This window comes from Streptomyces sp. NPDC058308, from assembly GCF_042880275.1.
Lineage (GTDB): Bacteria > Actinomycetota > Actinomycetes > Streptomycetales > Streptomycetaceae > Streptomyces.
This window is the reverse complement of the sequence record NZ_JBHVZA010000021.1, coordinates 141,735-154,987: the sequence shown is the minus strand read 5'-3', so window position 1 is coordinate 154,987 and position 13,253 is coordinate 141,735. Positions and strand designations below refer to the sequence as shown.

General features: G+C 71.9%; 14 protein-coding genes. 9 read left to right on the top strand and 5 right to left on the bottom strand.

What is annotated here, in order from left to right; genetic code table 11:
- Positions 1–3 precede the first annotated feature (3 nt).
- From ACFVYL_RS26730 to ACFVYL_RS26690, 9 genes are read left to right on the top strand one after another with little or no spacing between them, the layout of a single operon-like run.
- The gene (locus ACFVYL_RS26730) at positions 4–1,077 is read left to right on the top strand and encodes a glycosyltransferase family 4 protein (RefSeq protein ID WP_389720075.1); all 1,074 of its coding nucleotides are present in this window, start codon (positions 4–6) and stop codon (positions 1,075–1,077) included.
- On the top strand, positions 1,074–1,838 hold the full coding sequence (locus ACFVYL_RS26725) for a sugar phosphate nucleotidyltransferase (RefSeq protein ID WP_389720074.1): 765 nt from the start codon (positions 1,074–1,076) through the stop codon (positions 1,836–1,838). The genes ACFVYL_RS26730 and ACFVYL_RS26725 overlap by 4 nt, the downstream gene beginning before the upstream one ends.
- Positions 1,835–2,986, top strand: a complete 1,152-nt coding sequence (locus ACFVYL_RS26720) for a DegT/DnrJ/EryC1/StrS family aminotransferase (RefSeq protein WP_389720073.1) — start codon at positions 1,835–1,837, stop codon at positions 2,984–2,986. The genes ACFVYL_RS26725 and ACFVYL_RS26720 overlap by 4 nt, the downstream gene beginning before the upstream one ends.
- Positions 2,983–4,890 (top strand): beta-galactosidase trimerization domain-containing protein, encoded by a 1,908-nt coding sequence (locus ACFVYL_RS26715; RefSeq protein WP_389720072.1) that lies wholly within the window; start codon positions 2,983–2,985, stop codon positions 4,888–4,890. Before ACFVYL_RS26720 ends, ACFVYL_RS26715 begins: the two co-directional genes overlap by 4 nt.
- Complete coding sequence (locus tag ACFVYL_RS26710) at positions 4,887–5,789, top strand: amidohydrolase family protein (protein WP_389720071.1); 903 nt, start codon at positions 4,887–4,889, stop codon at positions 5,787–5,789. The genes ACFVYL_RS26715 and ACFVYL_RS26710 overlap by 4 nt, the downstream gene beginning before the upstream one ends.
- Positions 5,790–5,800: 11 nt before the next feature.
- Positions 5,801–6,607, top strand: a complete 807-nt coding sequence (locus ACFVYL_RS26705; protein ID WP_389720070.1) for a class I SAM-dependent methyltransferase — start codon at positions 5,801–5,803, stop codon at positions 6,605–6,607.
- A complete protein-coding gene (locus tag ACFVYL_RS26700) occupies positions 6,604–7,974 on the top strand; it encodes a condensation domain-containing protein (protein ID WP_389720069.1) in 1,371 nt (456 codons plus the stop codon). Before ACFVYL_RS26705 ends, ACFVYL_RS26700 begins: the two co-directional genes overlap by 4 nt.
- Positions 7,971–9,017, top strand: coding sequence for an alcohol dehydrogenase family protein (locus tag ACFVYL_RS26695; RefSeq protein WP_389720067.1), 1,047 nt, complete (start codon positions 7,971–7,973; stop codon positions 9,015–9,017). Before ACFVYL_RS26700 ends, ACFVYL_RS26695 begins: the two co-directional genes overlap by 4 nt.
- Positions 9,014–9,448 carry an acyl carrier protein gene (locus ACFVYL_RS26690; RefSeq protein ID WP_389720066.1) on the top strand — a complete coding sequence of 145 codons (435 nt, stop codon included), beginning with the start codon at positions 9,014–9,016 and terminating at the stop codon, positions 9,446–9,448. Before ACFVYL_RS26695 ends, ACFVYL_RS26690 begins: the two co-directional genes overlap by 4 nt.
- A gap of 83 nt (positions 9,449–9,531) precedes the next feature.
- Here ACFVYL_RS26690 and ACFVYL_RS26685 read toward each other — a convergent pair whose 3' ends face one another.
- The 5 genes from ACFVYL_RS26685 to ACFVYL_RS26665 form a co-directional block, all read right to left on the bottom strand.
- Positions 9,532–10,881, bottom strand: coding sequence for a hypothetical protein (locus ACFVYL_RS26685; RefSeq protein WP_389720065.1), 1,350 nt, complete (start codon positions 10,879–10,881; stop codon positions 9,532–9,534).
- A 37-nt stretch (positions 10,882–10,918) separates the two neighbouring features.
- Positions 10,919–11,341, bottom strand: a complete 423-nt coding sequence (locus ACFVYL_RS26680; RefSeq protein ID WP_389720064.1) for an ectoine synthase — start codon at positions 11,339–11,341, stop codon at positions 10,919–10,921.
- Positions 11,342–11,458: 117 nt separating this feature from the next.
- Positions 11,459–12,223 (bottom strand): metallophosphoesterase, encoded by a 765-nt coding sequence (locus ACFVYL_RS26675; RefSeq protein WP_389720063.1) that lies wholly within the window; start codon positions 12,221–12,223, stop codon positions 11,459–11,461.
- The gene (locus ACFVYL_RS26670) at positions 12,220–12,474 is read right to left on the bottom strand and encodes a hypothetical protein (RefSeq protein ID WP_389720062.1); all 255 of its coding nucleotides are present in this window, start codon (positions 12,472–12,474) and stop codon (positions 12,220–12,222) included. The genes ACFVYL_RS26675 and ACFVYL_RS26670 overlap by 4 nt, the downstream gene beginning before the upstream one ends.
- Positions 12,471–13,160: a nucleotidyltransferase family protein gene (locus ACFVYL_RS26665; RefSeq protein WP_389720061.1), complete on the bottom strand. Its 690-nt coding sequence runs from the start codon at positions 13,158–13,160 to the stop codon at positions 12,471–12,473. Before ACFVYL_RS26665 ends, ACFVYL_RS26670 begins: the two co-directional genes overlap by 4 nt.
- Positions 13,161–13,253: the final 93 nt, after the last annotated feature.

The window sequence follows — 13,253 nt, the reverse complement described above, 5'->3', positions numbered from 1 at the left end:
GGCGTGCGCGTACGGTACGTCCACCGCGGCTACTTCCCGGCGCGTGCCGGAGCCGAACTGATGACGCAGTACCTCGCCGCGTCGATGAGCCGGCTCGGCTGGGAGGCCGGCATCTACTCGAACCCGGTCGACGAGGACACCGCCGCGTTCATGCGGGGCGCGGGCGTGAGCATCCAGCCCCTCCCGGCCACGCCCGACGACACCGACCGGGCGGACGTGGTGCACGCCTTCGACGCCTTCCACCCGCAGGACATCGCGGCCGGTCTCGACCTCGCCCGCGCCTGGGGCGTGCCGTTCGCCGTCACTCCCGCGTCCGCCCCCGACGTCTGGCCGGACCGCGAGACCGTACTCGACGGATGCCGGCACGCCGACGCCGTCTTCGCCCTGTCCGTGGCGGAACGGGACATGCTCCGTGACGCCGGCGTCGACGCGGCCAGGCTGCACATCATCGGCCAGGGACCGCACCTGCCCGGCATCCCCGACCCCGACCGGTTCCGCCGCGACCACGGCATCGAAGGACCCGTGGTGCTCTTCCTCGGGCGCAAGACGCGGTCCAAGGGCTACGTCACGCTCCTGGAGGCGGCCGCACACGTCTGGGAAAAGCACCCGGACACGTCCTTCGTGTTCCTGGGACCTCGCTGGGACGACGACTGCGCCGAGCGGTTCGCCGAGCACGCCGATCCCCGCGTCATCGAGCTCGGCATGGTCGACGAGGACGTCAAGCACAGCGCCCTGGCCGCCTGCGAGCTGCTGTGCGTGCCCTCCACCGTCGACCTGTTCCCCCTCGTCTACGTGGAGGCGTGGGCCTGCCGCAAACCCGTCGTGGCGTCCACGTTCCTCGGCAGCGGCGAGGTCGTCGCGAACGGCCGGGACGGCCTGCTGGTGCGCCCCACCGCCAAGCCCGTCGCCGACGCGGTCAGCCGGCTCCTCGCCGATCCGTCCGAACGCCGCGCGATGGGAGAGCACGGCTACGACAAGGTGCGCCGTGAACTCGGCTGGGACGCGGTCGCCGACCGGGTCCATACCGTCTACCGCACGCTGATCGCCGCCCGGAAGCAAACGGAGAAGGCCCGATGAGAGCAGTGGTACTGGCCGGAGGTGAGGGCCGTCGGCTGTGGCCCACCACCCTGAGCATCCCCAAGCCCCTCGTACCCGTCGACGGCATACCGATCCTGCATATCATCCTGACGCAGCTGAAGAGCGCGGGCTTCACCCAGGTGTCGCTCTCCCTCGGCTACCGGGCCCACATGATCAAGGCGAGCTTCGCCGGGGACCGCTGGGCCGGCCTGGAACTGGACTTCTTCCAGGAGGAGGAGCCGCTGGGCACCGCGGGTCCGCTCGCGCTGCTGCCGCCCTTCGAGGACTCCACCCTCGTGATGAACGCGGACCTGCTCACCGACATCGACTTCGCCGACCTGGTCAGGCGCCACAAGAAGTCGGAGGCCGCCGCCACGGTCGCCCTCAGCCGCCAGGAGATCGACATCGCGCACGGAGTGGTGGAACTCGACGAGGAGCGGCGGGTGACCGACTTCCGCGAGAAGCCCCGCTTGAGCTACCTGGTCAGCGGGGGCATCTACGTGCTCGAACCCTCCTTGCTGCGGCTGCTGCCGCCCCGTGGCCGGCACGACATGCCCGCCCTGCTCGACCGTGCGCGGGCCGAGGGCGAGTGCGTCGAGGGCCATGTCATCGAGGGGGACTGGCACGACATCGGCACGCCCGAGCAACTGGACCTCGCCGCCGAGGCGTTCCGCGCCGACCGGGCCCGCTACCTGGGCCGTCGCGGCGCGGCCGAGCTGTGCGCGGGCACCGGCGCCGCCCAGGAGGTGGTCGGCGGATGACGGCCTTCGACATCGCGCTGTACCGGCCCCGGATCGGGCAGGCCGAGATCGACGCGGTCACCGAGGTCCTGCGGTCCGCATGGCTGTCGGCCGGGCCCGTCACCGAGGACTTCGAGGGCAAGTACGCCGCCGCCCTCGGCGTCGAGTCCGCGGTCGCCGTGAGCAGCGGCACCGCCGCCCTGCACCTGGCCTTCCTGGCCCTGGGACTGGGGCCGGGCGACGAGGTCGTGCTGCCCTCGCTGAACTTCGTCTCCGCCGCCGCGACGGTCGCACTGTCCGGCGCCACCCCGGTCTTCGCCGACGTCAAGGGCGCGCACGACCTGTGCATCGACCCCGAGGACGCCGCGCGCAGGATCACCCCGCGCACGCGGGCGATCGTCGCCATGCACTACGGCGGCCACGCCGCCGACCTGACGGCCCTCGCCCGGCTGGCCCGTACCCACGGGCTCGCCCTGATCGAGGACTGCGCCCACGCCCCCGTCACCGACTCGGCCCACGGCGTGCTCGGCACGGTCGGCGACATCGGCTGCTACAGCTTCTTCGCCACCAAGAACCTGGCCATGGGCGAGGGCGGCATGGTGGTCGCCCGCGACCCCGCCACGGGCGACCGCGTCCGGCGGCTGCGCTCCCACGCCCTGACCGTCAGCGCCCAGCAGCGCCACCGCGGCGGCCCCTCCCTGTACGACGTCGACGCCCTGGGCCTCAACTGCCGCCCCACGGAGATCGGTTGTGCCATCGGGCGCGTCCAGCTGGACGCCCTGCCCGCCGCGCAGGCCCGTCGGCAGGACGCGGTCCGGATGTACCGCGAGCAACTGGCCTCGCTGCCCGGGCTCACCGTGCCGTACGCCGACCGGCCCGTCGAGGAGGGCGCCCACCACTTGTTCGCGGTGGTGCTGCCCGAGGGCGCCGACCGGACGGCGTTGCAGGAGCGGCTGCGCGCGGCGCGGATCCAGAGCGGCGTGCACTACCCGCCCACTCACCTGTTCACCGCCTACCGGGAGCGCCAGCAGGGCGAACCGTGCCGTCTGCCGGTCACCGAGGACGTGATGGAGCGTCAGCTCTCGCTGCCGCTCCACCCGGGCATCGGCGCGGCCGAGGTGCGGCGGGTCGTCGAGGCACTGGGCGACGCATGGCAGGAGGCGGCGTGAACGGCGGCCGTGTCACGCTCGCCGACGGCGCCCTGCACCGTGCAGGCCGCCCCTTCGTCGGCGTCGGTGTCAACTACCATCCCTCGCCGACCGGGTGCGACTACTGGCGGGAGTGGGACGGCGCCAGGATCGACGACGATTTCCGCCGGATGGCCGCCGCGGGCCTGAACACCGTACGGATCTTCGTCTTCTGGGGCGACTTCGAACCCAAGGAGGGCGCCTACGACCCCGTGATGACGGACCGGCTGCGCGAGCTGGCCGGGACCGCGGGGCGGCACGGCCTGAGCTGCCTTCCCTCGCTCCTGACGATCTGGATGAACGGCCAGCGGTTCGACCCGTCGTGGCGCGAAGGGCGGGACCTGTGGCGGGACGCCGATATGAGGGAGCGGCAGCGGGCCTTCGTCCACCACATCGCCACCGAGTTGCGGGACGCGCCGAACATCCTCGCCTATGACCTGGGCGACGAGGTGATCCACGTCGATCCCACGTCGTCCGCCGCCCTCGGCGCCGAGGAGGTCCGCGCGTGGTGGGGGACGCTCGCGGGAGCGATCCGCGCCGCCGACCCGGACGCGCTGGTCCTCCAGGCCAACGAGGCGTCCGCGGTGCTCGGCGGCCATGCCTTCCGCCCGGAGCACGCGCTCCCCCTCGACATGGTGGGGCTGCACGGGTTCCCGGTGTGGACGCCGTTCCACATCGAGTCCGTCGCGGCCCGCAAGGCCACCGCCTTCCTGCCCTACCTCGTACGCCGTGGCAGCGCCCACCGGCCCGTGTTCGTCGACGAGATGGGCAGCTACGGCTGCGACGAGAGCACCGCCGCGCAGTACTTGCGGGCGGCGGCCCACTCCGCCTTCGCGGCCGGCGCCGTCGGTACCGCCGTCTGGTGCTGGCAGGACTTCACCACCGAGCGCAAGCCCTACGCGCTGCGGCCCAACGAGCGGCACGTCGGCCTGCTCGGCGCGGACGGCCGCGAGAAACCCGCCCTGGCGGAGTACCGTACGTTCGCCCGGCGCGTGACGGGCGAGCTCGCCGGATTCAGGCCGCTGCCCGCCCCGGTGGGCGTCTTCGTCCCCGAGGCGGAACCGCAGAACGAGGCCGGCTACCTGACGCCTTCGGGCAGCGACGCGCCCGCCGCCTTCTACGCCCATCTGCTCCTCCAACAGGCGCACCTGCCCTACGAGTTCACGAGCCGCGACGCGGACCTGGAGCGGTACGCGCTGGTGATCTGCCCCTCGGCACGGCAGCTGTCGTTGCCCGACCGCCACCGCCTGGCGCAGTACGTCACCTCCGGTGGAGCGCTCCTGTACTCCACCGGCAGCCTGCTGGACGCCGCGGGCGACGAGGAGCTGTTCGGCGTCCGCGTGCGGGACTTCATCCGGGCCGACGACACCCACGCCCACTTCACCTGGGCGGGCGTCCGCTTCCCGTTGCGCTGGGAACCGGGCCCGATCCCGGTGATCGACACGGCCGGCGCCGAGACCCTGGCCGCGTTCGCCGACGGCTCGCCCGCCCTGACCCGCCACCGCCTGGGCGAGGGAACCGCCTACTACCTCAACGCCCCCCTGGAAGCACAGCTCAACGCCCCCTACCGCCTCGAAGAGGCCTCCTGGCACCGGCTGTACGAGGCGGTCGCCGAGGATGCGGGCATCCGTGTGCCGCTGACCGCGGACGACCCGTCGGTAGAGGTCACCGTGATCGGGCGCGGCGACGAACGCTGCGGCGTGGTGATCAACCACGCCCCGGAACCGGTCCGCACGACCCTGCGGAGCCGTCAGGGGGACGGCATGCCGGAGACCGCAGAGCGCTTGCAGCTCGAACCCAAGGAGGTGCGCCTGCTGTTCTGGCACGGCAACGCCCCTGCACATCGCCTCAGTTCACGGGAGCGGACCGAGGAGGGGCAACCGTGATCATCGACGCGCATGTGCACGCGGGGGAGTACTACCGCCACTACTCGGCCCGCTTCGCCGAGCAGATGACGGCCACCACCGACCTGGCGCCCGAGGACCTGTCCGCGCCCGAGGCGAAGCTGCTCGGCGAGATGGACGCCGCCGGTGTCGACCGCGCCGTCCTGCTCGCCTTCGACGTACGCCGCGTCGAGGGGTTCTCGGTGCCGAACGAGTTCGTCGCCGAACTGTGCGCGCGCCACCCCGACCGGCTGACCGGCTTCGCCTCCGTGGACGCGGGCACCCCGGGCGCCGCCGGACGCCTGCGCGAGGCCGTGACCGGCCTCGGCCTGCGCGGACTCAAGACCGCCCCCTGCTACCTGCGGATGTCACCCGCCGACCGCCGGTGGTACGACGTGTACGAGACCGCCCTTGACCTCGGCATCCCGGTACTGATCCACACCGGGTACACGCCCTCGCGCAACGCGGACGCCCGGTTCTTCTCCCCGCTTCTCGTCGAGCAGGTGGCCCGGGACTTCCCCCAACTCCCGGTGATCCTCGCCCACCTCGGCACGCCCTGGACCCGGAGTTGCGTCGACCTGCTCGCCCGGCACGCCAACCTCTACGCCGACCTGTCCATCTTCGGCTCCTACCAGCCGCCCGCGACGGTGGCCAGGGCACTGGCCCACGCCCGCGAGAGCGGCGTCCTCGACCGGCTCCTGTGGGGCACCGACTTCCCCTTCGCGACCATGACGGCGGCCGCGACCCGCATGGCGGCGCTGGCCCAGGACCCCGGGCCGTGGCCGCCCGGCAGCGACCCGCTCTCGCCGCGCGAGTACGAGGCCCTCATGGGAGGCACCGCGGCGCGGCTGCTCGCCCTGGCCGCACCGAACGCCACGCCGGTTCCCCGTCCGACCCGATGACTCGAGGTGTCATGACCTTCTCTTCCGGATACGAGTTCGACGCCATGTCGCGCCGCCCGCTGTACGGCGACGTGACCCAGCGCCTGGTCGACATCTGCGAGGCCCCCGACGGCGGCGGCGTCGCCGACGTCGGCTGCGGCTCGGGCCTCGCCACCGAACTGCTCCTGGAACGTTCCGCCCACGTCGGCGCCATCATCGGCATCGACCCCTCGGAACACGAACTGGCCATCGCACGCCGGAGGTTGCGCGACCCCAAGGTGCGCTTCGTGCAAGGGCGCGCACAGGACGTCGAGTCCCTGACCGGGCCGGTGGACGTCGCCGTCCTGAGCAACGTGATGCACCAGATACCGGCGGCCGAGCGAGGCCCCGTGCTCGCCGGCTGCCACCGGCTGCTCGCACCGGGCGGGCGCTGCGTCCTCAACACCCTGTTCTACGAGGGGGCCGTGCTCCCCGAGACCCGGGCCTTCTACGCACACTGGCTGCGCGCCACCCGTGACGTCCTGCGGAAGAGGGGCGAGGACCTCGTCCTCGCGCGCGACAAGCCGGTCGCCCTCCAGACGCTCACGCCGCGCCGGCACGAAGAGCTGTTCACCGAGGCGGGGTTCTCCCAGACCAAGTCCGAGGAAGCCGTGTACGCGTGGACGCTCCAGGACTGGGAGGCCCTGTGCACGTACTCGGTGTTCGTGGAGGGCGCCACCGGGATCAGCGAGCTGGCCCTCGGCTCCGAGGCGCTGATCGAGGGCCTGCGGACCACCTTCGAGCGGCTGGAGCTGACCGAGGTGCCCCGGCGCTGGCTCTTCGCCTGGGGCGTCAAGTGACCGTGGGCGAGGGGGAGGAGGGCGACGCGCCCCTCTCGTACGCCCAGCAGAGCGTGTGGTTCCTGGAGCGGCGCGCCGGTCGCACACGGTACGCCGACCCCATGACGTTCCGTCTCGTCGGTGAGCTGGATGCGACGGCCCTGCGGGCGAGCATCGAGGAACTCGTCGGCCGCCACGAGGCGTTGCGCACCCGCTTCCCTGTCGTGGACGGCCTGCCCGTCCAGCGCGTGTCCGCGCGGGCCGACGTGCCCCTGCCGCTGACCGACCTCACCGCACGTCCCGCCGCGGAACGCGAGGAGACGGCCGACCGGTTCCTCGCCGAGGAGCTGCGGCGGCCGTTCGATCTGGCCCGCGGGCCCGTGGTGCGGGCGGTCCTGCTCAGGATCGCGCCGCGCGAGCACATCGTGCGGATCACCCTGCACCACCTGGTGTCCGACGCCTGGTCGTGGTGGGCGGTGCTGTTGCGCGAACTGGAGCAGCTCTACAGCGCACACCTGCACGGGCGCGCCTCGCCGCTGCCGCCCGTGCCCGCCCAGTACCGGGACTTCGTGCGGCGACAGCGCGAGTGGCTCGCAGGACCGGCCTACCCCAAGCAACTCGCCTACTGGGAACGGGTATTGGCGAACGCGACCCCGCTGCCGCCGCTCACCCTGGCGTCCGCCGCCCCGCAGCGGACCGAACAGCCGCCACGGACGCGGTGGTCGGACATCCCCCCGCCCCTGTACGAACGGCTGCGGGCGGCCGCCCGGCGCGAGCGCGCCACCCTGTTCATGCTGTTGCTCACCGCCTCCACCCGGGTGCTGCGCCGCTACGTGGACACCGACGACATCCTCGTGGCCACCCGCGGCGGATACCGTACCCGGGCCGAGTTCGAGAAGGCCGTCGGCTTCTTCGTGAACCTGCTGCCCGTACGGACCCGGGTGCCCGCGGCCGGAGACTTCCGCGGCCTGCTGCACCAGGTCCGCCGCAACCTGATCGGGGTGTACTCCCACCGGGACGTGCCGTTCGAGCGGCTGGCCACCGACCTCGGACTGTGGCGGCCCGGATTCGGGTCGGCGATCAGCGTATGCGTCTCCTTCCAGACGACGCCGGAGGTGCCGCCCGCCCTCGAAGGACTCGACGTGACACCGATCAACCACGACCCCTTCTCGCCGTACCCCCTGGACCTCGGCTTCTACGAGGACGGGGGCGTGCTGCGCGCCCTGCTGATCCACCACCCCGGCCAGTACGACGACACGGCCGCCGCCCGGCTGCTCGACGACCTGCACCAGGAACTCGACGCCGCCTGCCGCGAACTGGAGCGGGACGCCGGGGACGACGCGCCCGCGCCCGCCGTCGGCGCGGCGGCGTCGCGGGGAGACGCATGAGAGCGCTGCAGTGGCACGGCACACGCCGGGCGGCCGTCACGGACGACGCCCCCATGCCCCGTATCGAGGAACCGCGCGACGCCGTCGTCCGCGTGGTGCGCAGCGCCATCTGCGGCACCGACCTCCACCCGTACCGCGGCGAGATCGACGGGTTCAGGCCGGGCACGGTCACCGGCCACGAGTTCACCGGTGTCGTCGAGGAGGTGGGGCCCGAGGCGCGGGGGCTTCGGCCCGGTGACCGGGTCGTCGCCTCGGACATCATCGCCTGCGGGCGCTGCAGGGCCTGCCGTCGCGGCTGGCACTACCAGTGCGCCCGGGTGGGCCTGTTCGGCTACGCGACCGTGGTGGGCACACAGTCCTACGCCGGGGGACATGCCGAGTACGTGCGGGTGCCCTTCGCCGACACGGTGCTGCTCCCGATCCCCGACGACGTCGGCGACGAGCGGGCCCTGTTCGTCGGCGACGTGCTCGCCACGGGCTACGCGTGCGCGGTGGGCGCCGAGGTGCGTCCCGGGGACACGGTGGCGGTGGTGGGCTGCGGTCCGGTGGGCCTGCTCGCCCTGGAGGCCGCCCGGCTCCTCGGCGCCGCCCGGGTGCTCGCCATCGACCCGCTGGAGAGCCGGCGGAAACTGGCCGCCGAACGCGGCGCGTGCCCGGTGCCCGGCACGTCCGACGCCGCACAGCAGGTCGCCGACCTGACCGAGGGGCGCGGGGCGGACGCCGTCCTGGAGGCCGTGGGCACCGACGCCTCCCTGCTGACCGCGCTGAACGTCGTACGGCCGCGCGGAGTGGTGTGCGCCGTGGGCGCCCATGCCTCCGAGGCCATGCCCATGCCGACCCGGCTCGCCTTCGCCAAGGAGGTCACCCTCCGCTTCGCCGTCGGCGATCCCATCAGGGACTCCGAACCCCTGATGAACCTGGTGCGCGCCGGCCGCGTCGACCCCACCTTCCTCATCTCGCACCGGATGCCCCTGTCCGAAGCCGCGGAGGGGTTCCGGCTGTTCGACTCCGGCGAGGCCAGCAAGGTGGTGCTGATCCCGTGACGACGTCCACGACCGCCAACGCGCCGCCCACGCACATTCCTGTCCCTGTCCCCGGCGATCAGCCGTACATCGTGACCCATGGAGGAACCGTGACGGACAACCTGACCGATCCCAAGCCCCAGCTCGCCGTGGACGCGGCGGAAGTGGTGCGCCGGATCTGGGCGGAAGTACTCGAAGTGGAAGCCGAATCCATCGACGTGCATCACAGCGACTTCTTCGAAATGGGCGGATATTCGCTGCTCGCCCTCCAGGCCATAGGGAGGATTCTGACGGAGTACGGGGTCGACGAAGTCGAATCGGTGGAATGGGAGGGAGAACTCCTGAACCGCCTCTTCGACAACGCCACGCCCATGGCCCAGGCGGAATTCCTGGCGGAAAAGGGCTGCGGCGTTCCGAGTGCGGGCCGTCACACCTCGGGGACCGCGCGGTAGGGCAGCTGCCGAATCGGCTCGCAGCAGCGCACGGAACAGCGCCTGGCCGGTGGATCGAACACCGGCCAGGCGCTATTGGGAGTTCAGACGCGGCTGCCCGCCGTCGGCCTGGAGACGGCGGAAGGCGCGCCGGCCACGGCGGCGTTGACCGCCCGGTGTGCCTCGTCGGCGATGCGCTCGGCCTCCGCCCCGCTCCCGGCGCAGGCGACGATGCCCAGCGAGGGCCGGTGCCCGCCGAGTGCGCGGACGGTCGACGGATAGGCCCGCACCCCCCGCGCCCACAGTTCCTCGAACACGGGGCGGACGTGCGCCGTGTACGACGCGGCGCCCGGGAGCCGCAGCGGCAGGGCGTCGTGGACGTAGGCGACCGGGCTTTCGTCGGCCCACCGGTGGGCGAGCGCGACCGCGTGCATGGCGCCGGAGCGCCGGGCGTTGATCTCGGTGACGTAGAGGTCCCCGTCCAGGCCGAGGAGGCAGTCGACCGTCAACCAGCCGCGGTACCCCAGGGACCGGGCGAACGCGTGGACGGCCGTGCCCAGTGCACGGAGCCGCCCCTCCAGCCCGGAATCGAGCACCCCCGGACCGAGGACCAGGCTGCGGTACCGCAGCCCGTCGACGCCGAGCGCGCTGAACTCCATCCGCGGTTCCTCGCCGTCTTCGACGAGGACGTCCACGGCCGGGACGTCGGCCGCGTGCTCGACGTAGTCCTGCACGATGAGCGGGAACGTGCCGAAGAAGGGTTCGCGCCGCAGGGACTGCCAGAAGCGCCGGACCGTTCCGTCGGCCTCGCTCTGCGCGACGGCGGAGCCGTAACCGCCGACGCCGTACATGCTCTTGACCACGGCCCGGCCACCCTGGCCCGCGATCGCCGTGACCGCGCCCTTGAGCTGCTCCCAACTGGCGACCGAGATGCCCCGGGGCACGCGGAACCCGGGGAGGTGCGAGGCGAGATCGACGCAACTCGTCTTGGATTCGAGGTACTCGCACGACCAGTAGTGCTCCGGCTCTGCGACGTCCAGCCGCACGTCCCGCCCCTGGCCGCGGACCAGCGCGGCCAGGGAGTACAGCTCGGGGGAGGCCCCGAAGGACACGAACCGCACCACGCGCGCTCCGGCGGTCGCGGCGTGCAGCGCGGCGAGCGCCACGTCGTCATGGAGCAGGTCGTGGACCAGACGGCCGGTGCGCGGTACCGGCGACACCACAGGAGGGACGGAGCCGCCGAGTCCGGCGTGCACGTCGGCGAGCCACTCCGGGGACCAGCCGGCCGGCAGCACGAGCACGCGGTTCTCGGTGCTCCAGAAGACGCACTGGTCGGTGAGGCCGGTGCCGTGTTCGACGAGGTCGCTCTCCACACCCGGGTCGAAATCCAGCAGTTCGCGCTTCAGGTTGAACTCGACGACGTTCGGGATCACCAGGTCGATGGTTTCGGGCATGCTGTCCTGCCTTCCCTGAGCCCCGGTCTGCTGCCCCCTAGTAGCTGGAGTGCACACCGGGCGTGAGCAGGTGCCTCTCCGGACCGAGCAGGGCCGGCGTGAACACGCACATCAGCGTCATGCCGTCCTGCGAGCGCAGCACGTGCGGTTCACCCGTGCCCGGGGCGTACAGCATCCCCGGCTTGATGTCGAAAACGCCGTCCGCCGTCTCCACGGAACCGGATCCGGACACGCAGTAGCAGACCTCCTGGTGGTTGTCGTACCGCAGGTACGACTCGCTGCCGGGCTGCACATAGGTCTCGGTCAGGCTGAATCCCAATTCATCGGCCTGAACGAGTAATCGTCGGCTTGTCCCGTTACCCCAGTCAACGTCGCATTCGCTTCCCACGACATCTTCAACCGCGCGCACCAGCAAGGGTCCACCTGCCCAGGAGTCATTTTTTCTGTCAGGGTCGGGCATCGAGTCTATGGAATACGGGGCCGGTATTCCACGGGAAGTACGGGTATGCCCACGTGGCTATACCTGTCGGTGCGCGGTCCAATATTCCTGGCTGGGTTTCCCTGACTTATTCCCTCACTACGTGGTGCTGCGGGCGGCCGTCGCGGGCTCCGCGGGGTGGCCGTCCCGCAGGTGGTACACGTTGAAGGCCTTGCGGATGACGGGCTGGGCGACATTGCGCACCGGAACGCCACCGCTGGTCATGCCGTGTTCGGTACCCGCGTGGGCGTGCCCGTGGACGGCCAGATCCGCGCCCGCCGAGTCGACCGCCTCCGCCAGCAGATAGCTGCCGAGAAAGGGATAGATCTCCAGGGGCTCGCCCGCGAGGGTGTCGGCCACCGGCGCGAAGTGTGTCAGCGCCACCCGTGTCTCGCAGCCCTGCTCGGCCAGTTCCTCCAGGGAGGTCCGCAGGCCGTCGGCGCAGCGCCGGGTGTAGCGGATGAACTCCTTCATCAGCGGCTCGCCGAACTCGCTGCCGCTGCGGCCGACGAACCCGCCGCCGAATCCCTTGGTGCCCGCGATGCCCAGGCGCGCCCCGTCGACCTCGACGACGGTGCCCTGCCCTTCGAGCACGCGCACGCCCGCCTCACGGAGGACGGCGGTGACCTCGTCGGGCCGTTCGTCGTGGTGGTCGTGGTTGCCGAGCACGGCCACGACCGGCACCGGCAGACCGGTCAGCTCCCGGGCGACCACCCGCGCTTCGTCCGGGGTGCCGTGGCGGGTCAGGTCTCCGGCGAGGAGTAGTACGTCCGCGCAGTCGTCGAGCGTCTCGAAGGCGGGCCGGAGCACCCCTTGGCTGTCCGGCCCCATGTGGATGTCCCCCACGGCCGCGATGCGGATCATGTCACTTCCTCCGAGTGGTCCGGGGCCGTCGCGTCGGCCACCGCGACGTCGAAGTGGACTGTCTGGCCGTCGAGTTCCTCGTGAACGGTGCGCAACAGCTCCTCGCGGCACTGCGCGGTGGGCACCGTTCCGACGACGGCCACGGACGATCCGCGGGCCTCGACACGGATGCCCAGTTCACCCAGTTCCTCCGCGGCGAGCCGCTCCTTGAGATGGGCGATGCGGTACTCGACGTTGGCTGGGTCGTTCATCGGTCTCCTCCTCGCGGCGCGATGACTTCCAGGCGTTCCAGCAGGAAGAGGAAGGCGGCCGGCATCGGTGTGTTCCCGTACTCGTCGCGCAGCGCCTCCCAGTCGACCATCTCGCGCAGCTGCCGCGCGATCGGCAGCACGGCGCCGAAGTCGCAGTGGTGCTCGGAGAAGGCGGCGAGCAGGGCCCGCACCAGGTCGGTCGGCGACAGGACCGGCATGTGCACGGAGTCCACCGGCAGTTGCGATGCACGGCCGAGAAGATCCGTCGTGACCGGCTCGCTGGCCAGTTGGAAGATGAGGTCGATGTCCTGGCCGAGGCACTTGGCCTTGAGCAGCCAGTCCTCCGGCGGCGCGTACACCGGCAGCCCCGCCTCCTCCAGCGAGGCCGCCACCGCTTCGGCGTCCTCGGGCCTGATGCAGAAGTCGGCGTCGTGCTGGAGGTTGCCGGTCCCGCCGTGGGCGTGGACGGCGACGCTGCCGGCGAGGGCGAAGTCGTGTCCGCGTCTCTTGAGGATCGCGGCGACCTGCTTGGTCGCCTCCAGGATGGCCTGGTTGAGGTCGGGCGGAAGTTCCGCCGCGCACACCTCGTGGTGCGGGGAGCCCCCGGCCGGGGCTCCCGCCGGACGCGGCCCGGTGCCCGGCCTCGGTGCGTCGTCCGGCGTCGTGTCGTGTGCGTTCGGGCTCACCTGCTGCTCCGTTTCCGGACGCCGGCTGCTGCACTGACCGCGCAGGCTGCCGGTCACCGACGATCCCTGCTTCAGGTAGCACCGGTACCCGGG

Bases quoted from the DNA above. Each gene is read 5' to 3' on its own strand.
- ACFVYL_RS26725 (WP_389720074.1), top strand. From the start codon at position 1,074: ATGAGAGCAGTGGTACTGGCCGGAGGTGAGGGCCGTCGGCTGTGGCCC.
- ACFVYL_RS26720 (WP_389720073.1), top strand. From the start codon at position 1,835: ATGACGGCCTTCGACATCGCGCTGTACCGGCCCCGGATCGGGCAGGCC.
- ACFVYL_RS26705 (WP_389720070.1), top strand. From the start codon at position 5,801: ATGACCTTCTCTTCCGGATACGAGTTCGACGCCATGTCGCGCCGCCCG.
- ACFVYL_RS26695 (WP_389720067.1), top strand. From the start codon at position 7,971: ATGAGAGCGCTGCAGTGGCACGGCACACGCCGGGCGGCCGTCACGGAC.
- ACFVYL_RS26685 (WP_389720065.1), bottom strand. From the start codon at position 10,881: ATGCCCGAAACCATCGACCTGGTGATCCCGAACGTCGTCGAGTTCAAC.
- ACFVYL_RS26680 (WP_389720064.1), bottom strand. From the start codon at position 11,341: ATGCCCGACCCTGACAGAAAAAATGACTCCTGGGCAGGTGGACCCTTG.
- ACFVYL_RS26675 (WP_389720063.1), bottom strand. From the start codon at position 12,223: ATGATCCGCATCGCGGCCGTGGGGGACATCCACATGGGGCCGGACAGC.
- ACFVYL_RS26670 (WP_389720062.1), bottom strand. From the start codon at position 12,474: ATGAACGACCCAGCCAACGTCGAGTACCGCATCGCCCATCTCAAGGAG.